At 67.0% G+C, this 26,248-nt stretch carries 16 protein-coding genes; 12 read left to right on the top strand and 4 right to left on the bottom strand.

The annotated features are described in order from the left end of the window. Window positions 1–62 precede the first annotated feature (62 nt). The 6 genes from QPK31_RS10930 (at window position 63) to QPK31_RS10905 (ending at window position 12,982) form a co-directional block, all read left to right on the top strand. A complete protein-coding gene (locus QPK31_RS10930) occupies window positions 63–1,532 on the top strand; it encodes a sodium:solute symporter (RefSeq protein ID WP_290422972.1) in 1,470 nt (489 codons plus the stop codon). Between the two features lie 53 nt (window positions 1,533–1,585). Continuing rightward, entirely contained in the window at window positions 1,586–3,442 is a 1,857-nt protein-coding gene (sppA, locus tag QPK31_RS10925; RefSeq protein WP_290422971.1) for a signal peptide peptidase SppA, read from the top strand. A 268-nt stretch (window positions 3,443–3,710) separates the two neighbouring features. After that, window positions 3,711–5,084 (top strand): efflux RND transporter periplasmic adaptor subunit, encoded by a 1,374-nt coding sequence (locus QPK31_RS10920; RefSeq protein WP_290422970.1) that lies wholly within the window; start codon window positions 3,711–3,713, stop codon window positions 5,082–5,084. A gap of 88 nt (window positions 5,085–5,172) precedes the next feature. Further along, on the top strand, window positions 5,173–8,271 hold the full coding sequence (locus QPK31_RS10915; RefSeq protein ID WP_290422969.1) for an efflux RND transporter permease subunit: 3,099 nt from the start codon (window positions 5,173–5,175) through the stop codon (window positions 8,269–8,271). Continuing rightward, complete coding sequence (locus QPK31_RS10910) at window positions 8,268–11,573, top strand: efflux RND transporter permease subunit (RefSeq protein ID WP_290422968.1); 3,306 nt, start codon at window positions 8,268–8,270, stop codon at window positions 11,571–11,573. The genes QPK31_RS10915 and QPK31_RS10910 overlap by 4 nt, the downstream gene beginning before the upstream one ends. An 8-nt stretch (window positions 11,574–11,581) precedes the next feature. Then, a complete protein-coding gene (locus tag QPK31_RS10905) occupies window positions 11,582–12,982 on the top strand; it encodes an efflux transporter outer membrane subunit (RefSeq protein ID WP_290422967.1) in 1,401 nt (466 codons plus the stop codon). 363 nt (window positions 12,983–13,345) lie between these two features. Here the strand turns inward: QPK31_RS10905 and QPK31_RS10900 are convergent, their stop codons facing one another. Next, window positions 13,346–14,308 carry an SDR family oxidoreductase gene (locus QPK31_RS10900; protein ID WP_290422966.1) on the bottom strand — a complete coding sequence of 321 codons (963 nt, stop codon included), beginning with the start codon at window positions 14,306–14,308 and terminating at the stop codon, window positions 13,346–13,348. 203 nt (window positions 14,309–14,511) lie between these two features. Here QPK31_RS10900 and QPK31_RS10895 point away from each other — a divergent pair, with 203 nt between their 5' ends. Both QPK31_RS10895 and QPK31_RS10890 read left to right on the top strand, forming a co-directional pair. Then, a complete protein-coding gene (locus tag QPK31_RS10895) occupies window positions 14,512–17,550 on the top strand; it encodes a sensor histidine kinase (RefSeq protein WP_290422965.1) in 3,039 nt (1,012 codons plus the stop codon). Between the two features lie 120 nt (window positions 17,551–17,670). Beyond that, window positions 17,671–18,513 carry an autotransporter domain-containing protein gene (locus QPK31_RS10890; protein ID WP_290422964.1) on the top strand — a complete coding sequence of 281 codons (843 nt, stop codon included), beginning with the start codon at window positions 17,671–17,673 and terminating at the stop codon, window positions 18,511–18,513. 89 nt (window positions 18,514–18,602) lie between these two features. On the opposite strand, the gene QPK31_RS10885 is transcribed toward QPK31_RS10890, so the two are convergent. Both QPK31_RS10885 and QPK31_RS10880 read right to left on the bottom strand, forming a co-directional pair. After that, window positions 18,603–18,788 carry a hypothetical protein gene (locus tag QPK31_RS10885; RefSeq protein WP_290422963.1) on the bottom strand — a complete coding sequence of 62 codons (186 nt, stop codon included), beginning with the start codon at window positions 18,786–18,788 and terminating at the stop codon, window positions 18,603–18,605. Between the two features lie 26 nt (window positions 18,789–18,814). Further along, on the bottom strand, window positions 18,815–19,681 hold the full coding sequence (locus QPK31_RS10880; protein ID WP_290422962.1) for an SPFH domain-containing protein: 867 nt from the start codon (window positions 19,679–19,681) through the stop codon (window positions 18,815–18,817). Between the two features lie 265 nt (window positions 19,682–19,946). On the opposite strand from QPK31_RS10880, the gene QPK31_RS10875 reads away from it, so the two are divergent. The 3 genes from QPK31_RS10875 to QPK31_RS10865 all read left to right on the top strand — a co-directional run bounded on the left by QPK31_RS10875 (window position 19,947) and on the right by QPK31_RS10865 (window position 25,113). Next, a complete protein-coding gene (locus QPK31_RS10875; protein ID WP_290422961.1) occupies window positions 19,947–20,882 on the top strand; it encodes an ABC transporter ATP-binding protein in 936 nt (311 codons plus the stop codon). Between the two features lie 9 nt (window positions 20,883–20,891). Beyond that, window positions 20,892–24,473: a M1 family aminopeptidase gene (locus tag QPK31_RS10870; protein WP_290422960.1), complete on the top strand. Its 3,582-nt coding sequence runs from the start codon at window positions 20,892–20,894 to the stop codon at window positions 24,471–24,473. A 109-nt stretch (window positions 24,474–24,582) separates the two neighbouring features. Continuing rightward, entirely contained in the window at window positions 24,583–25,113 is a 531-nt protein-coding gene (locus QPK31_RS10865; protein ID WP_290422959.1) for a dihydrofolate reductase family protein, read from the top strand. A gap of 18 nt (window positions 25,114–25,131) precedes the next feature. On the opposite strand, the gene QPK31_RS10860 is transcribed toward QPK31_RS10865, so the two are convergent. After that, window positions 25,132–25,713, bottom strand: coding sequence for a hypothetical protein (locus tag QPK31_RS10860; protein ID WP_290422958.1), 582 nt, complete (start codon window positions 25,711–25,713; stop codon window positions 25,132–25,134). 207 nt (window positions 25,714–25,920) lie between these two features. Between QPK31_RS10860 and QPK31_RS10855 the strand changes: the two genes are divergently transcribed. Further along, a complete protein-coding gene (locus tag QPK31_RS10855) occupies window positions 25,921–26,229 on the top strand; it encodes a hypothetical protein (protein ID WP_290422957.1) in 309 nt (102 codons plus the stop codon). Window positions 26,230–26,248 lie beyond the last annotated feature (19 nt).

The raw sequence follows: 26,248 nt of genomic DNA, 5'->3' as shown, positions 1-26,248 counted from the left end.
GGTGACCGGCCGACTGTTCTGGGTGTATATTGCTGGGCGAAACGACAACACCTCGGATTTACATGTCACCGGCTCTACTGTTCTGCATCCTGATCGGCTACTTCGCGCTCCTGCTCGGCGTCGCCTGGGCGACCTCCCGCAACGCCAACAACGACAGCTTCTTCATCGGTAACAAAAGCAGCAACTGGATGCTGGTCGCCTTCGGCATGGTCGGCACCACGCTGTCCGGCGCCACCTTCATCAGCGTGCCGGGCGCGGTCGGCAAGGATGCCTTCGGCTATGGCCAGATCCTGATCGGCTATGTGATCGGCTACATCGCCGTCGCCTACATCCTGCTCCCGCTCTATTACCGCCTGAAACTCACGTCAATTTATCATTATCTGGACGTACGCCTGGGCCGCCGCGCCTACCAGAGCGGAGCGGGCTTCTTCATCATCTCGCGCCTGCTGGGTTCGACCGCGCGACTGTATCTGGTGGTGAACATCCTGCAAGCCATCATCCTCGACAGCCTGGGCATTCCGTTCTGGCTGACCACGCTGGTGATCCTCGGCATGATCCTGATGTACACCTACCAGGGCGGCGTGAAGACCATCGTCTGGACCGACACCCTGCAGACCACCTGCATGCTGTTCGGCCTGTTCGCCTGCGTCTGGTTCCTGCTCGACCAGATGGGCATGTCGGTGACGCAAAGCCTGGACGCGATGCAGTCGCAAGGCCTGGCGCGCATCTTCACCACCGATTTCGACAGCCCCAACTTCTGGCTGAAGCAGATCGTCGCCGGCATCTTCATCGTGCTGACCATGACCGGCATGGACCAGGAAATGATGCAGAAAACAATTTCCGTGAAAACCCTGAGGGACTCGCAAAAGAACCTGCTGAGCCTGACCGCGGTGCTGGTGGTCGTGCTGTCGAGCTTCCTGTTCCTGGGCGGCCTGCTGTATTTGTACGCGCCCACCGTCGGCGTGCTGGCCGGCGGCGACAAGATCTTCCCGGCCGTGGTGATGGGGCACTTGCCGGCAGCGGTGCAGATCATCTTCCTGATCGCGCTGGTCTCGGCCCTGTTCCCGAGCGCCGACGGGGCGATTACCGCATTGACCTCGACCTTCTGCATCGACATCCTCGGCATCAAGCGCCGCCCCGACCTGAGCGTCGAGAAGCAGGAACAGCTGCGCCGCCACGTCCACCTCGGCTTCGCCGCGCTGTTCCTGGTGCTGGTGATGGGTTTCAAGTGGATCGACGAGCCGAGCATGATCGTGATCATCCTGAAGCTGGCGGCCTATACCTATGGCCCGCTGCTCGGGCTGTTCGCCTTCGGCATGCTCACGCGCCGCACGCTGACCGACCGCCTCGTTCCCTACGTGACGATCGGTGCACCGATTCTTTGCGCGCTACTTGAGCACTATCAACAGTATCTACTGGGCAATTATCGCCTGGGCCTTGAACTGTTGATCCTGAATGGCATACTCGTATTCGCCGGTTTGTTCGCGATCTCGCAAAAAGAGACGATGAACAAGACGGCGCTGGCGGCCTAGCGTTCCAAAGCATAGCCAATTGCATCACGTCCAACCCTACTAGCGGAGTTCCGATGTCTTTCAAGCCCCTGTCTTCCCTGCGCCGCGGTATCGGCATGCTCTGGCGCGGCCTCGACGCCACGCGCCGGTTCGTGCTGAACATGTTCTTCCTGCTGATCGTGGTCCTGCTGTTGATCGCCATCTTCAGCGGCGGCGCCAAGCCGTTGGTCGCCAAGACGGCGCTGGTGCTGGAGCTGCGCGGCGACCTGGCCGAGCAGAACAGCGGCAGCTTCGGCGACGCCCTGCTGGCGAACGTCGGCGGCGAAACCCGCCGCACCATCCAGCTGCGCGACCTGCTGACCGTGCTCGACGCGGCCGCCAAGGACGACAACATCACCAGCGTGGTGCTGCTGCTCGACGAGATGGACGGCGGCGGCCTGGCCCAGCTGCGCGAAATCGGCGCCGCCATCGACCGCGTCAAGGCGGCCGGCAAGCGCGTGGTGGCCTGGGGCGGGATGTACGACCAGAAGCGCTACCTGCTGGCCTCGCACGCCAACGAGGTCTACGTGCACCCGATGGGCATGGTGATGATCGAGGGCTTCGGCCGCCACCGCAACTACTACCGCGACGCCCTCGACAAACTGGGCGTGACGGTCAACCTGATCAAGGTCGGCACCTACAAGAGCGCGGCCGAGCCGTACATCTCGAATGCACCGTCGCAGGCGGCGCTGGAAGCCGACACCTATCTGTACGGCGACCTGTGGAACAACTACACCGCCGCCGTCGAGAAGAACCGCAAGCTGGCGGCCGGTTCGGTCGCACGCGGCATCGACCAGCTGCCGCAATTGATGGAAGCGGCCGGCGGCAGCGCCGCCCAGGTGGCCCTGAACCAGAAGCTGGTGGACGGCATCAAGACCAAGGACGAAGTGCGCGCCATGATGATCAAGCGCGGCGCCTTCGACAGTTCGATCGACTCCTTCCGCCAGGTCTCGTTCAATGACTACCTGGGCCGCAATCCGCGCCCGGTGCTGGGTGACGCTGTCGGCGTGATCGTGGCCGAAGGCGAGATCGTCGACGGCCATGGCGGCCCGGGCGTGGTCGGCGGCATCTCCACCGCCAACCAGATCCGCCAGGCGCGCGAGGACGACCAGGTGAAGGCCGTGGTGCTGCGCGTCGATTCGCCTGGCGGCAGCGCCTACGCCTCGGAACTGATCCGGCGCGAGCTGGAGCTGACGCGCGCGGCCGGCAAGCCGGTCGTGGTCTCGATGGGCAACGTCGCCGCATCCGGCGGCTACTGGATCTCGATGGCGGCCGACGAAGTCATCGCCGACCCGGCCACCATCACCGGTTCGATCGGCGTGTTCGCGATCCTGCCGACCGCCGACAAGGTGGCCGACAAGCTGGGCGTGCGCACCGGCGGCTACACCACCACCTGGCTGGCCGACGCCTACAATCCGCTGCGCCCGATGGACCCGCGCTTCACCCAGCTGATCCAGTACAGCATCAACAACGTCTATAAAGAGTTCACCACCAAGGCCGCCGTGGCGCGCAAGACCAGCGCCGCGAAGATCGACGAAGTGGGGCAGGGCCGCGTCTGGACCGGCGCCCAGGCCAAGGAACGCGGCCTGGTCGACACCCTGGGCAGCTACGGCGACGCCCTGCGCTCGGCCGCCAAGCGCGCCAAGCTGGGCGACGACTTCCGCGTTTCGTACGTCGAGCGTCCTGGCACGAAGTTCGAGCGCTTCCTGGAGATGATGGGCGCCTCGGCGCAGACCGCCGTCAACATCCAGGTCAAGCTGGGCATGCTGCCGGACGCCGTGCCGGCGGGCGCGGTGGCCGGCGTGGCGAAAGACCTGGGCTGGCTGAACGAACTGGCCGATGGCAAGAAGCCGTTCGCCGCGGTCACGCACTGCCTGTGCGAACTGCCTTGATGCCTTGAGCGATGTAGCAAGTTTGTAAGCGCTGTTACAAATTCCCGGGACGGGCGCTGGCGATTCCAGCGCCCGTTTTCGTTCATCTGTACACTTCTTTCGTCCTATGGTGTTAAACGGTGTAAAGACCGCCGTGCCAGGTACTGCGCAACAGGATTCTGGACACTGTTCTATGTACGTTACGAAACATTAAGTTGCGGCGCTCCATGCTACATTCCAAGCTGACTATATTGTGCGTTTGTCAGCAGCCAGTACAACAAGGAACAGCATGGATTCTCCCGTCTCGCCCAACAAGCCAGCTCTCACTCAGCCCCAGCCCCAGCCCCAGCCTCAGCCACGTCCGCGGCGCAGCCGCCTCGTCGGCAGCATTGTCGCCATCCTGGCCATGGTCGCCCTGGGCGCCCTGGCCTGGTACCTGACGCATCGCACGCCGGAAGGCGCGGGCGGTCCCGGCGCGGCTGGCGCACGGCAGGGCGGGGCGCCGGGCGGCGCAGGCGCGCGCGGGCCGGGCGGTCCGGGCGGGGGACGCGGCGGACCGGCCACCACGGTCGGCGTCGCCACTGCCGAGCAGGTCGATCTGCCGGTCACGCTGGAGGCCCTGGGCACGGTGGTGCCGGCAGCGGTGGCCACGGTGCGGCCGCAAGTCTCGGGCGTCCTGCAAAAGATCAACTTCACCGAAGGCCAAGTCGTGCGCGCCGGCCAGGTGCTGGCCACGATCGACCCGCGCACCTTCGAGATCGCGCTGCTGCAGGCCACCGGCCAGCGCCAGCGCGACGAAGCCCAGCTGGAAAGCGCGCGCCTGACCCTGTCGCGCTACCGCACCCTGCTGGAACAGGACTCGATCGCGCGCCAGGAAGTCGATACCCAGGCCGCGCTGGTCAAGCAGCTCGAAGGCACCATCACCACCGACCGCGCCGCCGAAAACCAGGCGCGCCTAAACCTCAGCTACACGCAGGTGAAGGCGCCGATCGCCGGCCGTGTCGGCCTGCGCACCGTGGACATCGGTAACCTGGTCGGCAGCGGCGACGCCAACGGCATCGCCGTGATCACCCAGTTCTCGCCGATCGACGTCGAATTCGCGGTGCCGCAGGACGGCGTGCCCGAGCTGCAGAGCCGCATCGTGGCGAATGCGACGCTGCCGGCCGTGGCGCTGGACCGCACCCGCACCAACGAGCTGGCCCAGGGCCGCTTCGCCGCGCTCGACAACCAGGTGGATGTGCAGACCGGTACCGTGCGCGCCAAGGCCCGTTTCGAGAACAAGGACAACAAGCTGTTCCCGAGCCAGTTCGTGAACCTGCGCCTGCAGGTGCGCACCATCGAGAACGCGGTGGTGGTGCCGGTGAACGCGTTGCGCCACGGCGCGAATGGCGACTTCGTGTTCGTGCTGAACGAGGGGACCAAAACGGTGGCGATGCGCACCGTGAAGCGCGGCCAGGCAACCGTCGACAAAATCCAGGTGCTCGAAGGCCTGAAGCCGGGCGAGCGCGTGATCACCGAAGGCGCCGACCGCCTGAAGGATGGCGCCAAGGTGACGCTGCCTGGCGAGCGTCCGAAGGGCGCCCAGGGCCAGCGCGGTACGCAAGGTGCGCAAGGTGCGCAGGGCGAGCGCCCACGCCGCCAGCGTGAAGGAAGCGCGCAATGAGGATTTCCGTAGGGTGGACGGGTTTCCCGTCCACGCGTTCAGCGCACGTTGGCGTTCGCGCGGTGCGTGATGCATACGAGGTAGCACCATGAGTCCATCCGGCCCATTCATCCGCCGCCCGGTCGCCACGGCCCTCCTGATGCTGGCGATCGTGCTGGCCGGCCTGGTCGGCTATAAATTCCTGCCCCTGTCGGCGCTGCCGCAGGTCGACTTCCCGACCATCCAGGTGCAGACCCTGTACCCGGGCGCCAGTCCCGAGGTCATGTCGCGCACCGTCACCGCGCCGCTGGAGCGCCAGTTCGGCCAGATGTCGGGCTTGAGCCGCATGAGTTCGACCAGCGCCGCCGGCGTCTCGGTGATCACGCTGCAGTTCGGCCTCGGCCAGACGCTGGACGTGGCCGAGCAGGAAGTGCAGGCCGCGATCAATGCCGGCGGCTCGCTGCTGCCGGCCGATTTGCCGGCGCCGCCGGTCTACGCCAAGGTCAATCCGGCCGACGCGCCGGTGCTGACCCTGGCGATCACTTCCGACACCATCCCGCTGACCGAAGTGCAGAATTTGGTCAACACCCGCCTGGCGCTGAAGATCAGCCAGGTCTCGGGCGTGGGCCTGGTGTCGCTGTCGGGCGGCCAGCGTCCTGCCGTGCGCATCCAGGCCGATACCGAGGCGCTCGCTTCCTATGGCCTGGGCCTGGACTCGCTGCGCACCGCGATCACGGCGGCCAACGCCAACAGCGCCAAGGGCAGCTTCGATGGTCCTTCGCGCGCCTACGCCATCAACGCCAACGACCAGCTGGTCACCGTCCCCGATTACAAGAACCTGATCGTCGCCTACCGCAACGGCGCGCCGGTACGCCTGGAAAACGTGGCGCAAGTCGTCGACAGCGCGGAAAACGTGCGCCTCGGCGCCTGGGCCAACCTGAAACCGGCGATCATCCTGAACGTGCAGCGCCAGCCCGGCGCCAACGTCATCGCAACGGTGGACGCCATCAAGGAACGCCTGCCCGAGCTGCAGGCCGGCCTGCCGGCATCGCTGCGCCTGGACGTGCTGAGCGACCGCACCACCGGCATCCGCGCCTCGGTCGAGCACGTGCAGATCGAGCTGCTGCTGGCCGTGGTGCTGGTGGTGCTGGTGATCTTCGCCTTCCTGCACAGCATCCGCGCCACGGTGATCGCCAGCCTGGCCGTGCCGATCTCGCTGATCGGTTCCTTCGGCGTGATGTATTTGCTCGGGTATAGCCTGAATAATCTGTCGCTGATGGCGCTGACGATCGCCACCGGCTTCGTGGTCGACGATGCGATCGTCATGATCGAGAACATCGCGCGCTACATCGAAGAAGGCGAAAAGCCGATGGCCGCCGCCATCAAGGGCGCGGCCCAGATCGGCTTTACCATCATCTCGCTGACGGTGTCGCTGATCGCCGTGCTGATCCCGCTGCTGTTCATGGGCGACGTGGTCGGCCGCCTGTTCCGCGAATTCGCGGTGACACTCGCCATCACCATCCTGATTTCCGGCGTGGTGTCGCTGACCCTGGTGCCGATGATGTCGGCGCGCTGGCTGCGCAGCCATGAAGAAGAAAAGCCGAGCAGGTTCGCCGTGAAAACCCAGGCCTTCTTCGATCGCGTGATCGCCAAGTACGACCGCGGTTTGGAGTGGGTGCTGGCACGCCAGGGCTTAACGCTCATTGTGGCGCTGGCCACGCTGGCGCTCACCGCGCTGCTGTGGGTGGTGATCCCGAAAGGCCTGTTCCCGATCCAGGACACGGGCCAGCTGCAGGCGCGCGTGGAAGCGCGCCTGGCGATCTCGTATGCGCGCATGGCCGAGATGCAGCAGGCCGCGGCGAAAGAGATCCTGGCCGATCCGGCCGTCGAATCGCTGGCCTCGAACGTCGGCGTCGACGCCGCCAACAACACCATGCTGCACGCCGGCACCATGCTGATCAACCTGAAGCGCGACCGTGACGGCGACATCGACGAGATCATGACGCGCCTGAAGAACCGCGTGGCCAACGTGGCCGGCCTCACGCTCTACCTGCAGCCGACCCAGGATCTCACCATCGACGCCGAGAGCGGCCCGACCCAGTACCGCGTGTCGCTGGAGGGCGCCGACAACGCCACCGTCACCGAGTGGGCGCGCAAGCTGGTGGCGAAGATGGGCAAGCAGAAGCAGCTGCGCAACGTCACCACCGATGCCGGCGCCATGGGAGCGGCCGCCGTGGTCCACATCGACCGCGACACCGCCTCGCGCCTGAACATCACGGCGTCGGCCATCGACGACGCCCTGTACAGCGCCTACGGCCAGCGCATCGTCTCGACCATCTTCACCGAAACCAACCAGTACCGCGTGATCCTGGAAGCCCAGCAGGACGAGGCGATGTCGCTGGCCAGCCTGGGGCGCCTGCAACTGCGCACCGGTTCCGGCGAGCCGACGCCGCTGTCGGCCGTGGCCACCATCCGCGAGGAGGAAGCGCCGCTGCAGGTGACCCACGTGGCGCAGTACCCGGCCACCACCATCGGCTTCGACACCGCGAATGGCGCCTCGCTGGGCCAGGCGGTGGATGCGATCCGCACCGCGGCCGACGCGATCAAGCTGCCGCCGGCGGTGACGCTGACCTTCCTCGGCGCTTCCGGCGCTTACGAAAAATCGCTGTCGAACCAGCTCTGGCTGATCCTGGCGGCGGTGGTCTGCGTCTACATCGTGCTGGGCGTGCTGTACGAGAGCTACATCCACCCGCTGACCATCCTCTCGACCCTGCCGTCGGCCGGCGTCGGCGCGCTGCTGGCGCTGTGGGTCACGGGACAAGGTTTGGGCGTGATCGGCATCATCGGCATCATCCTCCTGATCGGCATCGTGAAAAAGAACGCGATCATGATGATCGACTTCGCCATCGAGGCCGAGCGCGATCAGGGCAAGTCGCCGGTCGACGCCATCCGCCAGGCGGCGCTGCTGCGCTTCCGCCCGATCCTGATGACGACCCTGGCCGCGCTGTTCGCCGCCGTGCCGCTGATGTTCGGCTGGGGCGAGGGCGCCGAGCTGCGCAGGCCGCTGGGCCTGGCCATCTTCGGCGGCCTGATCGTCAGCCAGCTGCTCACGCTGTTCACGACGCCTGTGATCTACCTGGCGTTCGATCGCACCGCGCGCCGCTGGTCGGGTAAAGCCCCGGCCAAGCCGAAAGAGGTCGGCGCATGAATTTGTCGAAGCCCTTCGTCCAGCGCCCGATCGCGACCGTCCTCCTGACGCTCGGCCTGGCGCTGGCGGGGATTGCCGCCTTCTTCGTGCTGCCGGTGTCGCCGCTGCCGCAGGTCGACTTCCCGGCCATCTCGGTGTCGGCGTCCTTGCCTGGCGCCAGCCCGGAGACCATGGCCAGCAGCGTCGCCACGCCGCTCGAACGGCGCCTCGGCGTGATCGCCGGCGTCAACGAGATGACCTCGAACTCGGGCAACGGCTCGACCCGCATCAACCTGCAGTTCGAACTGAACCGCAAGATCGACTCGGCCGCGCGCGAAGTGCAGGCCGCGATCAGCGCCTCGCGTGCCGACCTGCCGTCTACCCTGCGCAGCAACCCGACCTACCGCAAGGTGAACCCGTCGGACGCGCCGGTGATCATCCTGGCGCTCACCTCGAAGACGCGCAGCCCCGGCCAGATCTACGACGCGGTCTCGAACATCATCCAGCAGCGCCTGGCCCAGGTACCGGGCGTGGGCGAAGTCGAGATCGGCGGCGGCTCGCTGCCGGCCGTGCGCGTGGAACTCAATCCCTACGCGCTCAACAAGCTGGGCGTGTCGGCCGAAGACGTGCGCGCCGCCATCCAGGCCAGCAACCCGAACCGCCCGAAAGGCGCCATCGAGGGCAGCGGCAACCGCCTGCAGATCTATTCGCAGGCCGACACGCCGACGAATGGCCGCAGCGCCGCCGACTACCGCGATCTGGTGGTCGCCTGGCGCAACGAGGCGGCGGTGCGCCTTTCCGACGTTGCCGACGTCATCGACGGCCCGGAAAACATCAACACCCTCGGCCTGTTCAACGGCGAACCGGCGGTGATCGTGCTGATCACGCGCCAACCGGCGGCCAACGTGATCGAAACCGTGGACGGCGTGCGCGACCTGCTGCCGACGCTGCAGGCCCAGCTGCCGGGCGACATCACGCTGCAGGTGGCCTCGGACCGTACGAATTCGATCCGCTCCTCGCTGCACGAGATCGAGTTCACCCTGCTCATTTCGATCCTGCTGGTGGTGCTGGTGGTGAGCGTGTTCCTGCGCAGCGTGCGCGCCACCGTGATCCCGGCGGTGGCCACCGTGGTCTCGCTGCTCGGCACCTTCGGCGTCATGTGGATGCTGGGCTTTTCGCTCAACAACCTGTCGCTGATGGCGCTCACGGTGGCCACCGGCTTCGTGGTCGACGACGCCATCGTGGTGCTGGAAAACACCGCGCGCCACATCGAAAAGGGGATGGACCGCATGCAGGCGGCGCTGCTGGGCGCGCGCGAGGTCGGCTTCACGGTGCTGTCGATCAGCCTGTCGCTGGTGGCGGTCTTCATTCCGCTGCTGTTCATGGGCGGGCAGGTGGGCCGCCTGTTCCGCGAATTCGCCGTGACCTTATCAAGCGCGGTGATGATCTCGCTGGTGATCTCGCTGACCACCACGCCGATGATGTGCGCCTGGCTGCTCAAGAAGGGCCATACCATCGAGCGTCCGCCCGGCCGCCTGGCGCGCTGGTCGGAGAATGGCTTCAACCGCCTGCTGAAGACCTACGAACATGCGCTCGACTGGGCACTGGCCAGCCGCGGCCTGGTGATGCTGATCCTTGCCTTTGTCGTGGCCCTGAACGTGTATTTGTTCGCGGCGGCGCCGAAGGGCTTCTTCCCGCAGCAGGACACGGGCCAGATCAACGGCGGCATCCGCGCCGACCAGAGCATTTCCTTCCAGGCGATGCAGGCCAAGATGCGCCAGCTGGTGAACATCATCAAGCGCGATCCGGCCGTGGACACGGTGGTCGGCTTCACCGGCGGCGGCAGGGCAGGGGGCGGCTTCATGTTCATCAACCTGAAGCCGGCGTCCAAGCGCGACGTGAAGGGCCAGGCCGTGATCGCGCGCCTGCGCCCGCAACTGGCGAAAGTCACCGGCGTGTCGCTGTTCCTGAACCCGGTGCAGGACTTGCGCATGGGCGGGCGGTCGTCGAACTCGACTTACCAGTACACGCTGAAAAGCGACAGCAGCAGCGACCTGAAGGTGTGGGCGGCCAAGCTGGCCGACGCCATGAAGGCCCAGAAGGCATTGGTGGACGTGGACACCGACCAGGCCGAGAACGGCGTCGAGATGTACGTCACGATCGACAAGGAGAGCGCCGCGCGCCTGGGCATCAGCACGCGCGACGTCGACAATGCCCTGTACAACAACTTCGGCCAGCGCCAGGTGGCGAACATCTACGATGAGCTGAACCAGTACCATGTGATCATGGGCGTGGCGCAGAAGTATGCGCAGTCGCCGGAGGCGTTGAAGGATGTGTACGTGCCGGCGCGGGCGACCGGAACCGGCAGCAGCAGTGGTACGTCGACGGCATCGGCCGCATCGATCTCGACCGGCTCCGGTGTCTCGGCCACCGGCGCCATCAGCGCCAACGGCACGCCGACGCCGGCTTCCAGCCTCACCGCCACGCGCGATGCGTCCAGCGGCTCGGCCCTGTCCAGCACGGCCGCCAACATGGTGCCGCTGTCGGCCATCGCCAGCTTCGCCGAAAGCGCGACGCCGACTTCGGTGAACCACCAGGACGGCGAACTGGCGACCACCGTCTCGTTCAACCTGGCCGAAGGTTTCAATCTGGCCGACGGCCAGGCGGCAGTGCGCCAGGCCGAAGCCGACATCGCCATGCCGTCCAACGTGCGCGGCAGCTTCGAGGGCACGGCGCGCGCGGCGCAAGAGTCGAACAAGGAACAGCCGCTCCTGATTTTGGCGGCGATCGTGGTCATCTACATCGTGCTCGGCATCCTGTACGAAAGCCTGGTGCACCCGGTGACCGTGCTGTCGACCCTGCCGTCGGCCGGCGTGGGCGCGGTGCTGGCGCTGCTGCTGTTCAACATGGAGTTTTCCATCATCGCCCTGATCGGCGTCTTCCTGCTGATCGGCATCGTGAAAAAGAACGCGATCCTGATCATCGACTTCGCGCTCGAAGCCGAGCGCGCGCGCGGCCTGAACGCGGTGGAAGCCGTGCGCGAAGCCTGCCTGCTGCGCTTCCGCCCGATCCTGATGACGACCCTGGCCGCGGCGCTGGGCGCGCTGCCGCTGGCGATCGGCTTCGGTGAAGGTTCGGAATTGCGCCAGCCGCTCGGCATCGCCATCATCGGCGGCCTGATCGCCAGCCAGCTGCTGACGCTCCTGACCACGCCGGTGGTCTACGTCCTGATGGACAAGCTGCGCCGCCGCACCCCCGAAGAACGCGAGCTGACCCGCCATCCGCTCGAAGAAGAAGATGCCGTCCCGACCCCATCGAAATGAGTAACTCTATGCGTGAACCGAAGCTCCTCCGCCTGTCCCTGTTGATGTTCGCCGCCAGCCTGGCTGCTTGCAGCGTCGGCCCCGCCTACGAACGTCCGAGCGTGCCGGAACCGGCGGCCTTCAAGGAACTGGCCGGCTGGGTGCCGGCCGCGCCAGCGGATACGCTCGAACGCGGGCCGTGGTGGCAGCTGTTCGACGACCCGGTCCTGAACGAACTGGCGGCCGGAGTCGAGGTCTCGAACCAGAACGTGGCGGTGGCGGTGGCGAATTACGCGCAGGCGCGCGCCCTGGTGGCGCAGCAGCGCGCGGCGTTGTTCCCCTCGCTGAACCTGAGCCTGAGCGGCGACCGTTCCGGCGTGCGCGGACAGGGCGCGGACAATGCGTACCGCCTGAACCTGGGCGGCAGCTGGGAGCCCGACGTCTGGGGCCGCCTGCGTGCCGGCGTAACGGGGGCCCAGGCCAGCGCCGAAGCGACGGCGGCGGACCTGGCCAGCGCGCGCCTCTCGGCCCAAGGCGAACTGGCCGCCAACTACTTCACCGTGCGCGAGCTCGATGCCACGCGCGCACTGCTGGCGGACACGATTGCCGGCTACGAGCGCGTGCTGCAGATCACCCAGAACCGCTTCAATGTCGGCATCGTCGCGCGCACCGATGTGCTGCAGGCCCAGACCCAGCTGGCGAATGCCCGCAACGACGAACTGACCCTGGTGCGCCAGCGCGCCCAGGCCGAGCACGCGATCGCGATCCTGCTCGGCAAGGCGCCGGCCGACTTCACGCTGGCGCCGCTGCCGGACTGGCGTGTGAAGGTGCCGGACGTGCCGGTCGGCGTGCCGTCGACGCTGCTGCAGCGCCGTCCGGACATCGCCGCCGCCGAACGCGACGTCGCCGCCGCGAATGCCGACATCGGCATCGCACGCGCCGCCTACTTCCCGAACATCGGCCTGTCAGCGTCCGGCGGCACGGTGGGCAGTCGCGTAGGGGACCTGTTCTCGGCGTCGAGCGCGGCCTGGTCCTTCGGCCTGTCGGCGGCGCAAAGCATCTTCAATGCGGGCGCCACCCGCGCCGCCGTGGCAAGTGCCGAGGCGCGCCAGCAGGCCGCCGTGGCGCGCTACCGCCAGACCGTGTTGACGGCATTCGCCGACGTCGAGGACCAGTTGACGGCCACGCGCGTGCTGGCCCAGCAGCAGCAACTGCGGCGCGAAGCCGCCGAAGCGGCCAATCTGGTCGAGCAGCAGATCCTGAACCAGTACAAGGCGGGGCAGGTGAGCTATACGGAAGTGGTGCAGGCCCAGGTGACGGCGCTGAACGCGCGCCGCTCGCTGCTGCAGGTGCAGGCGGATCGCCAGACCGTGGCGGTGTCGCTGATCCAGGCGCTGGGTGGCGGGTGGCAGGTGGGCGATCAGCCCTAAGGGCTGCGGCGTTTTGCCTTTCGTAGGGTGGGCTCTCGAGCCCACGCTGTCGTGCCTATGCACACCGTAGCGCAATGCATACCCTGCACCGCGTGGGCTCAAGAGCCCACCCTACAAAAGCAAAACCTTGAAAAGCCGAGCATCATGACTACCTTTGCGTTGACATTCACTCAACCCCAAGGCATGCCGTGTTCAATTTTCGCCACCCGAAACCCGTCGTCGACGGACGCGCCGTCGCGGTGCAGGTCGTGCAGCAGAAGCAGGCAAGCAAACCGCAGACAGGCGTGCTGGTGGTAGACAGCAAGGCCGAACCTGCGCCCCTGCCGCCAGCGGCAGGCACGGGCGCTTCGACAAGAGCCTAGCTCAGGACCGCCGCCGCGCCAGCTGCACCCCGACCACGGCCGCCACCAGCGCCGCGCCCAAGGCCAGCTTCGCGTGCCCCTGCGGCTGCGGCCGCAGTCCGTGGCTGCGGATGCCGTCCGCGCTGCGCGGCGGCTTGTACATGCTGCCGGTGGTATTCCCGGTGCGGTCGGCACGGCGGCTCCACGCATCGAGGAAGCGGCCCATCAGCGAGGTCGTGGCCGGCGACGCCAGTTCGCCCAGCTTCAGCATCGACGCCGGCGCGCCGATCACGGTGGTGGCGCGCGGCTTGCTGGCCAGCTTGACGACCGCATCGGCCACGGTTTCCGGGTCCAGCACGCCGGGCGGGTAGGACAGGCGCGCACCCGTGTAATTGCCCGCATGCTCGAAGCCGGGCGTGTCGACGAAGGTCGGGTACACGTCGCAGATGTGGATGCGGGGCTGGTCGCGCAGCTCGCCGCGCAAGGCTTCGCTGAAGCCGCGCAGGCCGAACTTGCTGGCCGAGTAGGCCGCCGCATACGGCGAAGCGATGAAGCCGCCGGCCGAGATCATGTTGACCCAGATGCCGTGGCCCTGGCGCCGGAAGATCGGCAGCACGGCGTGTGCGTCGTGCATGTGGCTGAGCAGGTTGGTCTCGACCACGCGCCGGTGGTCGTCGAGCGGGACGTCGTGGTACTTGCCGACCACGCCGATGCCGACGTCGCTGAACCAGAGGTCGATCTCGCCCAGGGTGTCGTGCGCCTTGGCGGCGAAGCGGCCGACGGCGGCGGCGTCGGTGACGTCGACCACCCCGGTCTCGACCATGCCGCCGGCTTCGCGGCAGCGCCAGGCGATGTCTTCCAGGCCCGCCTTGCCGCGTGCGCCGAGCACCAGGCGCGCGCCCTGCCTGGCGAAAGCGATCGCGGTGGCGGCGCCGATGCCGCTCGATGCGCCGGTGATGACGACGCGGAGATTCTTCTGTTTCATCGTATCCGTCCTTTGGTGGAATGCCTGTATGCCGCTCCCGCTGGCGCGCAGGCATGGTGGGATGAGCTCGTAACTGGGCATGGTGCCTCGATTGCGCGCCGCGCAGCGCACGGCTTGCCCGGCCGCTGCCGCTGGAGACCGCTGCAGCCCAGCTGGTATCATCTTTACAGCCCGACAGCCGTCCAACCGTTCCATCGCTTCCCATGCCGATTTCTCCGCCGCTACCGATCCGCCAGCGCCGTACCCAACGCTGCCTGCCTGTCTTGCTGCTCGTCTTCCTGTGGTGCCTGCTGGCGGCGGCGCAGGCGGCCGGCGCGGCGGACCTGGCGCGCACGCTGGCGCAGCGCGAGCACACCGCCTGGACCGAGCGCAACGGCGCGCCGGAGCGGGTATCGGCATTCGCCCAGACCGCCGACGGCTGGCTGTGGCTCGGCACCCCGCGCGGACTGTTCCGCTTCGACGGCAAGCGCTTCGAACAGGTGCGTCCGGCGTTTGCGCAGCGCTTTCCCGACACCGACGTGTACACCCTGCAGGCCGATCCCGGCGGCGGCCTGTGGATAGGCTGGCGCACCGGCGGCATCAGCCACCTGCGCGATGGCGCGGTACGCAACTGGAGCGCCGACGATGGCCTGCCGCATGGATCGATCTGGGGTTTCGCCGTCGACGGTCCCGGCTTGTGGGCCGCCGGGCTGGACGGCCTGGCCTGGTTCGACGGGTATGCCTGGAAGCGCATTGGCAAGGAGCAGGGCTTCGGCGCGCGCAAGGCGTCCTCGGTGTTCGTCGCGGCCGACGGCACCGTCGCGGTGCTCAGCGAACTGGGCCTGTTCCTGCGCGAACCGGGTGCGCAGCGCTTCACCGGCCCGGTCGGCAAGCTCGATATGCGCCAGCCCTTCCTGCAGCGCCGCAACGCCGATGGCAGCGCCGGCCCGCTCTTCCTGCTCGAAAAACGCGGCATCCGCATCGTCGACCGCCTGCAGGACTACGAGCGCCTCGACCACCCGTGGATCGCGCGGCAGCGTGGCCCGGTCACCGGCAGCATGCTGGTCGACCGCTCCGGCGCCTTGTGGTACGACGACGACCGCAGCCTGAACCGGATTGCCGACCCGGCGCGTGCGGCCGCATTGCCCGGCCGGTACCATGCGCCCGGCGCCGAATCCTTCGGCACCGCGCAAGGGCTGTCCGGACGCACCATCCATTGCCTGTTCGAGGACGGCGACGGAAATATCTGGGTCGGCACCAACGCCGGTATCGACCGCTTCCGGGCAACCAATATCGTGCAGGTGAAGGGCGCAATCGAGAGCAGGGCCAACCTGGCGCCCGCGCCAGGGACGGGCGTGGTGGCGACCGATGGCGAACGGGCGTGGCGGCTCCGGCACGATCGCGCCATGGAGCGGCTGCCGGGAACGGTCGGGGACGTCCTGGCGCCGGGCTTGCGCGGGGACCTGTGGATCGGCGGCCTGGCCGGGCTGACCCGGCGCAGCGCCGACGGCCTGCGCGTGCTCGAAGAGGTAAGGCTGCCGCCCAGGTTCAGCCCGATCGGCAAGATCCATGCGCTGGCCCAGGGCGCCGATGGCAGCGTGTGGATGTCCGCGATCGGCGGCGGCGCCTGGCGTTACCGCGACGGCAGGTGGGAACGGCCGGCCATGCTGCCGCGGCAGGGAGAAAAGACGCCCTTGTCGATGCTCGCCGACAGCCGCGGGCGCGTCTGGTTCGGCTACATCGACAACCAGGTCGTCGTGCTCGACGGCGAGCGCACGCGCAGCTTCGGCAAGGAGCAGGGGCTCGAGGTCGGCAAGGTGGCGCTGCTGACCGAATACGGCGGCAGCGTGCTGGCCGGCGGCGCCGATGGCCTGGCGCGTTTCGACGGCACGCGCTTCCGGCCGGTCGCAGCCAGGCCGGCGCAGGCCCTCGGCGGCTTGAGCGGCGCCGTGGCCGGGCCGGGCGGCTTGTGGCTGAACGGCGCGGCGGGCGTCGTCCGCCTCGACGCCGCCGGCCGGGCGCGCATCTTCGACGAGCGCGACGGCTTGCGCGACCGCTCCGGGATCCTCAACGTGGGCACGATGGCGCGCGCGGCGGACGGGCGCATCTGGATGTCGACGGCGGCCGGCGTGTCCTGGCTCGATCCGGCGCACATCGCGCCCGATCCGAAGCCGCACAAGACCAGCCTGTTGCGCGTCGCCGTCGACGGCAAGGTGCACGATGCCGGGCCGTCGCTGGTGCTGCCGCCGGCGCCCGGCCGCATGAGCTTTGCGTTTGCGTCGCCGGCGCTGTCGATGCCGGAACGGATCCGCTACCGCTACCGCCTCGAAGGATACGACCGCGACTGGCAGCAGGCCGGCGCCGATACCGAAGCGACCTACACCGGCCTGCCGCCCGGCAGCTACCGCTTCGTTGCGCAGGCGCTGAACGGCGACGGGGTGGCAGGGCCGCAGAGCGATCCGCTGTCGGTGCAGGTCACGCCCAGTCTGACCCAGACGGCCTGGTTCCGGGCCGCCTGCGCCTTGCTGGCCGCGGCCCTGCTGTGGGGACTGTACCGCTATCGCCTGCATGTGCAGGCACGCCGCCTGCTGGCGATCGAGCGTACGCGCCAGGCCGAGCGCGAGCGCATCGCCCGCGAGCTGCACGATACGCTGCTGCAGGGCGTGCAGGGGCTGATCTTCATCTTCGACGCGGCGGCGCAGTCGACGGCGCAGGAGGCCTTGCGCGCAAGACTGGACGCCGCCCTGGCGCGGGCACGGGGCCTGGTCGCCGAGGCGCGCGACCGGGTGCACGGTCTCAGGGCGGGAGACAGGACCGGCGTCGACCTGGCGCCCATGCTGGCCGGCCTGGCGGCACGCATCGGCGCCGAATACAAGCAGGAGATCGCCTTCACGGTGGAGGGCGAGCCGCCCCATGTGGATGGCGAACTCGCCGAAACCTGCGCCCGGATCGCGGAGGAAGCCCTGCGCAACGCCTGCCGCCATGGCGCCGCCCGGCATGTCGGGATGGTGCTGGGCCAGGCTGCCCGGCAGCTCACGCTGGTCGTGCGCGATGACGGTATCGGGATCGACGGCGATGTGACGAAGGCCGGGAAGCCGGGTCATTGGGGCCTGACCGGCATGCACGAGCGCGCGCTGCTGGCAGGCGGCCGCCTCGACATCGTCGCCGGCGCGGGGCAGGGCACCGAATTGCGGCTGCAGCTGCCGCTGGCGGCAGCGGAGCGCGGGGAACGCGAGGGGCCGGACAGCGTCGCCCTCTACTGACCCCAAGGTCAGCAATCGTGCGCGTTGTTGTTATGACATTAGCGATAATAAAGTACTGCCGCGTCAAGACATGGTCTGGCGGGCATTTCCTGTACAACACTTTATTCATCGGAGAATTCCATGTCCCGCCTCGCCACGCGTGCCGCCCGTCCATCCCTGAGCACCCTGAAAGCCGCCATCCTGTTCGCCGCCGCCGCGAGCGGCATGGCGCAGGCCCAGCAGTCGCCCGCGCTCGACCGCATGAGCCTGTCGGTCGGCGCCTTCTACGCCGATCCGAAGATCCACCTGGGCGGCGACACCCGCTACGGCCGCGTCGACACGCCGGACGAAAAGATCGGCCACGAGACCCTGCCGCGCGCGAAAGCCGAGCTGCTGTTCGGCGACAGCCACGGCCTCTCGTTCGACTACTTCCGCTTCAGCAAAGGCTACGGCGCCACCGTCGACGGCGACACCGAGTACGAGGGCCGTCCGGTCAGCGGCACCATCACGGCGAACGCCAAGCTGCGCGTGGAGATGGCGCGCCTGGCCTACAAATACTGGTTCGGTAAGGAAAAGAACGCCTTCGGCGTCGGCCTGGGCGCCGCCTATCTGCGCGCCAAGATCTCGGGCTCGGGCGATGCCAACGTGAGCGCCGCGGCGCCGGTGGAAAACTACACCTGGAGCGGTTCGGGCTCGGCCAGCGACAACGTCTGGGCGCCGACCGTCGAACTGTCGTGGCGCCACGCCCTGAACGACAAGGTGCGCCTGTTCGCCGAGGCCGGCGGCATCAAGAAGAACGGCGGTTCGGTCGAGGGCCACGTGTACAACGGCTCGGCCGGCGTCGAATACGCCTTTGCGAAGAACGTCAGCCTGGTCGCCGACTACGGCATCCAGAAGATCGACCTGCACCGCAACGGCGAACGCACCGCCGACCTCGACCTGAAGCTGACCGGCCCGTCCGCCTTCGTCAAGGTCCGCTTCTGAAACAGCGGGGGTCAGGTCTGACAAACGGACACGAGCTCAGCTGCCTAACGGCAGAGCTCGTGTCTGAATGTCAGACCTGACCCCGGCTTTTATTCGCCGTCATCCTGCTGCACGGGCGGCGTGACGCGGATGCCGCGCCGCGCCAGCGCCTCGCGCAGCAGGAACTCGATTTCCGCGTTCACGCTGCGCAGGTCGTTGGCGGCCAGCCGCTGCAGCTGCTCCCAGAGGGCGGGATCGATGCGCAGCGGGTAGGACTTCTTTCCGGGACTTGCCATCGGCTTGCCTTTACTTGCCCTGGGCCTTATTGGTACAGGGTGCCGGTGTTCACGATCGGCTGGGTTTCGCGGTCGGAACACAGCACCACCAGCAGGTTGCTGACCATCGATGCCTTGCGCTCGGTGTCGAGTTCGACGATGTCGCGCTCGGCCAGCCCGCGCAAGGCTTCTTCCACCATGCCGACCGCACCGCGCACGATCTGGGCGCGTGCGCTGATGATCGCCTGCGCCTGCTGGCGGCGCAGCATGACCTGCGCGATCTCCGGCGCATACGCCAGGTGGGTCAGCTTGGCGTCCACCGTCTCCACACCCGCCGCCTCGAAACGCTCGGTCAGTTCCGTGCGCAGCGCCAGCGCCACCTCGGACGCGCCGCCGCGCAGCGTCATCTCGCCCGCCGCCAGGTCCTCGCCCTCGTCGTAGGCGTATTGCGAAGCCAGGTGGCGCAGCGCCGCTTCCGCCTGCACCGCCACGTAGCGCTCGTAGCTGTCGACCTCGAACATCGCCTGCGCCGTGTCGCGCACGCGCCAGACCACGGCGGCCGCGATCTCGACCGGGTTGCCGCGCTTGTCGTTGACCTTCAGGGTCGGGATGTTCAGGTTACGCGCACGCACGCTCAGCTTGTGCTTGCGGTACAGCGGGAAGGCCCAGCGCAGGCCTTCGCTGCGGTCGGTGCCGACGTAGCGGCCGAACAGCGTCAGCACGGCGCTCTCGTTCGGCTGCAGCATGTACAGCCCGGCCAGCACGATGACGCCCACCACCACCAGCAGGATGCCGACCGGCCCCACCGCGCGCACGAGTACGCCGCCGGCCACGATGGCAAGCAGGGCGCCAGCAAAGGCCATGTAGCCGTTCATCGACGAAAGCGGGGTTTCCTGCCGTTTGTGCGTGGACATGTCGGGTCTCCGAAGTGATCTAAAAGTGATATCACTTTAGGATCTCTTTTCCTTTTCGTCAAGAAATATCTTGTGCGGCCGGCCAGCCCGCCCCGTCATGCATATTCCGCGTTTTTTGTCGTTCAGTCGCGCTTTTGTGCAGTTGGTCACATTCGCCGGACATTGCAATTCATTAACGATACATTATCGAACAACACATACAATTCCTCGCTGCGCGCCGGCGCGGCAGGGCATCGAACGACAAAACTACCTGGAGAAACAGCCGATGTTATCGATCAAGCAGCTCAACAAGACCTATGCGAATGGCGTCAAGGCCATCAACGATGTCAGCCTCGAGATTCCGCACGGGATGTTCGGCCTGCTCGGTCCGAACGGCGCCGGCAAGTCCTCGCTGATGCGCACCATCGCCACGCTGCAGGACCCCGACAGCGGCAGCATCCACTTCAACGGTCTCGACGTCCTGCGCGACAAGGAAGGGCTGCTGCGCCAGCTCGGCTACCTGCCGCAGGACTTCGGCGTGTACCCGAAGGTCAGCGCCGAGAAGCTGCTGAACCACTTCGCCGTGCTGAAGGGGCTGACGAAGAAGGGCGAGCGCAAGGAGGCGGTCGAGGCGCTGCTCCAGCAAACCAACCTGTGGGAAGCACGCAAGCGCGCCCTCGGCACCTATTCGGGCGGCATGCGCCAGCGCTTCGGCATCGCCCAGGCCCTGCTCGGCGCGCCGCGCCTGGTGATCGTCGACGAGCCCACCGCCGGCCTCGACCCCGACGAGCGCAACCGCTTCCTGAACCTGCTGGCCAAGATCGGCGAACAGGTGGTGGTCATCCTCTCCACCCACATCGTCGAGGACGTGACCGATTTGTGCCCGCGCATGGCGATGATCGCCAAGGGCACCGTGCTGCTGCAGGGCGAGCCGCAGGCCGCGATCGACACCCTCAGGAACCGCGTCTGGCGCCGCACCGTCAGCCAGGAAGCGCTGGCCGAATACCAAGAGCGCTTCAACGTGCTGTCGACCCGCCTGGTCGCCGGCCGCCCGCAGATCAACGTGTATGCCGAGTCGCAGCCGGACGACGGCTTCACCAACGTCGAGCCGGACCTGGAAGACGTGTACTTCCTCCAGATCCGCAACGCCGGCCGCGCCGCCGGGGCGCAAGCCGCGGGGGCGTCAGCCAATGCGGCAGCCACTGCACCTGTCATGGCATAAGGAGCGGGCATGTTACGGGAATTCTTCAAGTTCGAGCTGGGCACGCAATTGCGCCAGCCGCTGCTGTGGGTGTGCGCCTTCCTGTTCGGCGCACTCGCCTTCGGCGCCACCACCACCGACGCCATTCAGGTCGGCGGCGCCATCGGCAACGTCAACCGCAACGCGCCGCTGGTCATCGCCCAGCTGCTGAGCGTGTTCAGCCTGATCTCGATGTTCGTGGTGACCATCTTCATCGCCGGCACCGTGCTGCGCGACAGCGAAGTCGGCATCTCCGACATGCTGTTCGCCACCCCGATGAAAAAGCACGACTACCTGGCCGGGCGCTTCATCGCCGGCCTGGTGGCCTGCCTGTTCATCTTCGCCATCGTCATCGCCGGCATGATGCTCGGCCCGCTGATGCCCTGGGTCGACGCCGAGCGCGTCGGTCCTTTCGCGGGCGGCGCCTATCTGTGGTCGCTCGGCGTCATCGTGGTGCCGAACCTGTTCTTCATCGGCGCCCTGCTGATGCTGCTGGCCTCGACCACGCGCTCGATCCTGATGGTGTACGTGGGCGTGCTGGCCTTCTTCGTGCTGTGGGTGGTGGCCGGCAGCTTCACCTCGAACATCGACAACGAGTGGATCGCCGTCCTGACCGACCCCTTCGGCGTGCGCGCCCTGAGCCGCGCCACCCGCTACTTCTCCACCGCCGACGCGAACGCCGGCCTGCCCGACTTCGCCGGCTACATCCTGGCCAACCGCGCGCTCTGGGCCGGCGTGGCGCTGGGCCTGTTTGGCCTGACGCTGCTGCTGTTCAAGCCGCAGCGCGCGGGCACCGGCAAGCGCCTGTTCGGCAAGGCCAAGGCGCCAGCCCCGACCGCAGCGGTGGCAAGCCACATCGCGCTGCCGCGCATCATGCCGCGCTTCACGTCGGCCACGCGCTGGACCCAGTGCTGGCATATCTTCACCTTCGACGCCAGCGCCGTCTTCAGGAGCGTGCCTTTCCTGGTCATGCTGCTGCTCGGCGTGCTGAACCTGGTCGGCAGCACCTCGCAGCTGGGCCAGATCTTCGGCACCGACGTCTATCCGATGACGCACATGATGCTCGAGATGCTCAACAGCAGCTTCACCTTCCTGCTGCTCATCATCGTGACCTTCTATGCGGGCGAGCTGATCTTCAAGGAACGCCAGGTCAAGATCGCCGACGTGAACGACGCCATGCCGGTGCCGAACTGGGCGCCGCTGGTGGCCAAGAGCCTGGCGCTGGTCGGCGTCGTGCTGACCTTCCTGTTCACCGGCATCCTGGCCGCGATCGCGATCCAGCTGGTCCGGGGCGGGGCGCCGGTCGAGCTGGGGCTGTACATGAAGGGCATGCTGATCGCAGGCGTTCCCTTCATCCTCATGGGCTTGATCGCCATCGTGCTGCAGGTGGTCACCAATAACAAGTTCATCGGCTATGGCCTGATGATCCTGCTGATGGTGTCGCAGATCGTCGCCGGCGTCATGCACCTGGACCACAACCTGTACAACATCGCCGGCCTGCCGCGCACGCCGTATTCGGACATGAACGGCTACGGCCACTTCCTCACGGGCTGGGCCTGGTTCGTGCTGTACTGGAGCCTGTTCGTCGTGGGTGCGCTGATCGTGGCCCAGGCCTTCTGGGTACGCGGCCTGTCGCTCGACTGGCGCAGCCGCGTGCGCACGGCCGGCCGCCGCCTGAAGGGCGCGTCGGGCGTGGCGCTGGCCGCCTGCGCCATCGCCTATGCCGGCGTCGGCGCCTGGATCTTCCACAACACGAACACCCTGGCGCGCTACGAGGCCGGCGACGTGGCGATGGACAAGCAGGCCGCCTACGAAAAGGCCTACCGCAAGTACAAGGACCTGCCGCACGCGAAGATGGTCGACGTGCGCGCCGCCGTCGACATCTACCCGGAACAGCGACGTGTCGAAATCCGCGGCCACTACGTCCTCGAGAACAAGACGAGCCAGCCGCTCGACACCCTGCGCCTGCAAACGAATGCCGACGTGACCACCACCTTGTCGGGGCTGCCCGCGCACAAGGTCGAACTGGACGACAAGACCTTCGGTTTCCGGATCATCCGGCTGGCCCAGGCCCTGCCGCCGGGCGGACGCCTGCCGCTGGACTTCACGGTCGACGTGCGCCGTCCGGGCTTCAGCAACGGCGGCGCGGCCGATACCATCAACCTGAACGGCACCTTCTTCAATAACCGCGCCTTCTTCCCGCTGATCGGCTACCAGCCGGACTTCGAACTGACCGACCGTAACGAACGCCGCAAGCGCGGCCTGGGCGAGCCGGAGCGCATGGCCAAGCTGGAAGACAAGACCGCGCGCGCGAACTCGATGTTCGGGGCCGATGCCGACTGGATCAACTTCGAGACCACGGTCTCGACCAGCGGCAGCCAGATCGCGCTGGCGCCGGGCTACCTGCAGAAGTCGTGGAAGGAAAACGGCCGCAACTACTACCAGTACAAGATGGACCAGAAGATGATGCCGTTCTTCGCCTACCTGTCGGCCGACTGGCAGGTGAAGAAGGGCGACTGGAAGGGCATCCCGATCGAGATCTACTACGACCGCAAGCACGCCTACAACGTCGACCGCATGATCACCGGTACCCGCAAGGCGCTGGACTACTTCACGACCCAGTTCACGCCTTACCAGCACAAGCAGGTGCGCATCCTGGAGTTCCCGAACTACAGCAGCTTCGCCCAGTCGTTCGCGAACACGATTCCGTTCTCGGAATCGATCGGCTTCATCGCCGACCTGCGCGACAAGGAAGACCTGGACTACGTGTTCTACGTGACGGCCCACGAGATGGCGCACCAGTGGTGGGGCCACCAGGTCACGGCCGCGAACGTGCAGGGCGCGAGCATGCTGATCGAATCGCTGTCGCAGTACTCGGCGCTGATGGTGATGGAAAAGGAATACGGCCGCCACCAGATGCGCCGCTTCCTGCGCTACGAACTCGACCGCTACCTGAGTTCGCGCGGCGGCGAGCGCATCGAGGAGCTGCCGCTGGTGCGCGTGGAAAACCAGGACTACATCCACTACCGCAAGGGCAGCCTGGTGTTCTACCGCCTGCGCGACGAGATCGGCGAGGAAGCCCTGAACCGCGCCCTGAAGCGCTTCCTGCAGGACAAGGGCTACCAGGAGTCGCCGTTCACCACCTCCGCCGAACTGCTCGATTACATTCGCGCCGAAGCGCCGCCGTCCAAGCATGCGCTGATCGCCGACTTGTTCGAGAAGATCGTCTTCTACGATAACCGCGTGGTCGAAGCCAGCGCGAAGAAGCGCAGCGACGGCCAGTGGGACGTGACGATGAAGCTGCACCTGGCGAAGATGGAAGCCGACGGCAAGGGCAAGGAAACCGCCCGCGCCTACGACGAGCCGGTGGAAATCGGCGTCTTCGCCCGCGCCAAGGGCGCCAAGGAAGCGGACGAGAAGGTGCTGCTGCTGGAAAAACGTGTGCTCTCCGGCGAGAATCCGGTGGTGACCGTGACCGTCAAGGAACAGCCTTTCGACGTCGGCGTCGACCCGTACAACAAGATGATCGACCGCGTGTCGCGCGATAATCGCAAGGAGGTCAGCATCGACTGAGATTCAACAGCCGGGGTCAGGTCTGACATTCGGACACGGCCTCGGCTGTAGTCGGCCTGGCGTGGCACAAGATCGACCGATCGCATCGGCAACCGGCAAGGAGTGAGGAATGGCCAAGCTCGTATTCGGAATGAACCAATCGCTCGACGGCTACGTGGACCACATGCGCTTTGCGCCCAGTCCGCGGCTGTTCCGGCATTTCATCGACGAGGCCCGGGGGCAGGCGGGCAGCATTTACGGCCGCCGGATCTACGAGATCATGCGCTACTGGGACGACGATCATCCCGAATGGGATGCCGACCGTCAGGCCTTTGCCGCGGCCTGGCGCAAGCAGCCGAAATGGGTGGTCTCGCGTTCCCTGCAGTCCGTCGGCCCGCATGCCGCGCTGGTCGGGAACGATCTCGAAGGCGCGATCCGCCGGCTGAAGGCCGAGCGCGACGGCGAGATCGAAGTCGCCGGTCCCGACCTGGCCCGCAGCCTCACGGAACTCGGCTTGATCGACGAGTATCGGATTTACCTGCACCCGGTCGTACTGGGGCAGGGCACGCCGTACTTCGCCGGTCCGCGGCCGCCGCTGCGTTTGGTGGCCAACGAGCGGGTGGACGAGGATGTGCTCAGGCTGGTCTACGTACCGGCCTGACGACGGCCGTCCGGTGGCTTAGCCGCAGGTTTCGACGTAGGCGACCGCCGGCTGCAGGCCGGCGCGCATCTTCGTCACCTTGCCGCCGGTTTCTTCCAGGATGATGGCGGAGCGGCCATCGGCGCTCGGGAAGGTGATGTAGTGGCCGTTCTCGTCGTACTTGTGCGGCGTGATCTGCGCTTCCGGATGGCTGGCGCGGATGTCCGCCAATGTGGCGCCGAAAGGTATGCCCACGGCATTCTCGACCCCGGGCTCGGCGTCGGCACGCGTGACGACATCGTTTTCGACCATGAAGCGCAACTTGGGCAGGGTAGCGAAGCGCACCATGCTGCAGGCCGGGTCGAACGGTTCCGGCAGCGTGGCCTTGCCGCCGGCGGCTTGTTGCGCCTGTTCCAGTGTCATGCCGAAGCGGATCGAGCCGATGCCTGCGGCGCTCAGGGTTGCCGGCGCGGGCGTCGCTGCGCGTGGCGCTTCCTGCGTCGCTTCGGTAGCGGCAGGCGCGGTGGCCGATGTGGCGTTGCCGGCGGGTGCGGCGGGCGGCGCTTCCTTCGAACATGCGCCCAAGAGCGCGAGTATGCCCAGGTATAGATGCTGACGCACGGGTAGCCTTTCTTGTCGATATCAATTTGTTCTCGACTATACTGGGCCAGCCCGATTGCCGACGCACGAACGGAAAGCGTGTGGCACTCGCTTACCGGCTTTTACCCATCGACGCTTGAACAGGAAAACCTTCGACAAAGCATGCACCCGCCTCTGCCCGTTTACCCGCAAACCCGATTGATCCGTGCCGACGCAAGGAGCGTCCTGGTGACCTGGTTTTTCCTCGCCTTGAGTGCATCGCTCTGGGCGCTCGCAACAATGGGTGTTCCTGGGCTCGAGGGCGCGGTGAAGCTGGCCTGGGGCGCGTTCCTGCTGGCAGGACTGGTGCACGTGCTACTGGCCTTGCGGCACCGGTGTCCGGCCTGCAAAAAGCACCCGACGGTGCAAGGCTTCCGGGCGCCGCACCCGGCGTCGCTGGGGCAGTCGCGTGCGCCGGGTTGGGCCGGCGTGGTGGTAAGCGTGGCGCGCGAACGGCGCTTCGTGTGCATCCATTGCGGCGCCGGATATCGCACGTAGTTCAGCGCGCGCAAACCAG

The organism is Massilia sp. YIM B02769 (genome assembly GCF_030411995.1).
Lineage (GTDB): Bacteria > Pseudomonadota > Gammaproteobacteria > Burkholderiales > Burkholderiaceae_D > Telluria.
Note: the sequence above shows the minus strand (reverse complement) of the source record. Positions and strands in the feature narration are given on the sequence as shown.

Bases quoted from the DNA above. Each gene is read 5' to 3' on its own strand.
- QPK31_RS10930 (WP_290422972.1), top strand. From the start codon at position 63: ATGTCACCGGCTCTACTGTTCTGCATCCTGATCGGCTACTTCGCGCTC.
- sppA (WP_290422971.1), top strand. From the start codon at position 1,586: ATGTCTTTCAAGCCCCTGTCTTCCCTGCGCCGCGGTATCGGCATGCTC.
- QPK31_RS10920 (WP_290422970.1), top strand. From the start codon at position 3,711: ATGGATTCTCCCGTCTCGCCCAACAAGCCAGCTCTCACTCAGCCCCAG.
- QPK31_RS10915 (WP_290422969.1), top strand. From the start codon at position 5,173: ATGAGTCCATCCGGCCCATTCATCCGCCGCCCGGTCGCCACGGCCCTC.
- QPK31_RS10910 (WP_290422968.1), top strand. From the start codon at position 8,268: ATGAATTTGTCGAAGCCCTTCGTCCAGCGCCCGATCGCGACCGTCCTC.
- QPK31_RS10905 (WP_290422967.1), top strand. From the start codon at position 11,582: ATGCGTGAACCGAAGCTCCTCCGCCTGTCCCTGTTGATGTTCGCCGCC.
- QPK31_RS10900 (WP_290422966.1), bottom strand. From the start codon at position 14,308: ATGAAACAGAAGAATCTCCGCGTCGTCATCACCGGCGCATCGAGCGGC.
- QPK31_RS10895 (WP_290422965.1), top strand. From the start codon at position 14,512: ATGCCGATTTCTCCGCCGCTACCGATCCGCCAGCGCCGTACCCAACGC.
- QPK31_RS10890 (WP_290422964.1), top strand. From the start codon at position 17,671: ATGTCCCGCCTCGCCACGCGTGCCGCCCGTCCATCCCTGAGCACCCTG.
- QPK31_RS10885 (WP_290422963.1), bottom strand. From the start codon at position 18,788: ATGGCAAGTCCCGGAAAGAAGTCCTACCCGCTGCGCATCGATCCCGCC.
- QPK31_RS10880 (WP_290422962.1), bottom strand. From the start codon at position 19,681: ATGTCCACGCACAAACGGCAGGAAACCCCGCTTTCGTCGATGAACGGC.
- QPK31_RS10875 (WP_290422961.1), top strand. From the start codon at position 19,947: ATGTTATCGATCAAGCAGCTCAACAAGACCTATGCGAATGGCGTCAAG.
- QPK31_RS10870 (WP_290422960.1), top strand. From the start codon at position 20,892: ATGTTACGGGAATTCTTCAAGTTCGAGCTGGGCACGCAATTGCGCCAG.
- QPK31_RS10865 (WP_290422959.1), top strand. From the start codon at position 24,583: ATGGCCAAGCTCGTATTCGGAATGAACCAATCGCTCGACGGCTACGTG.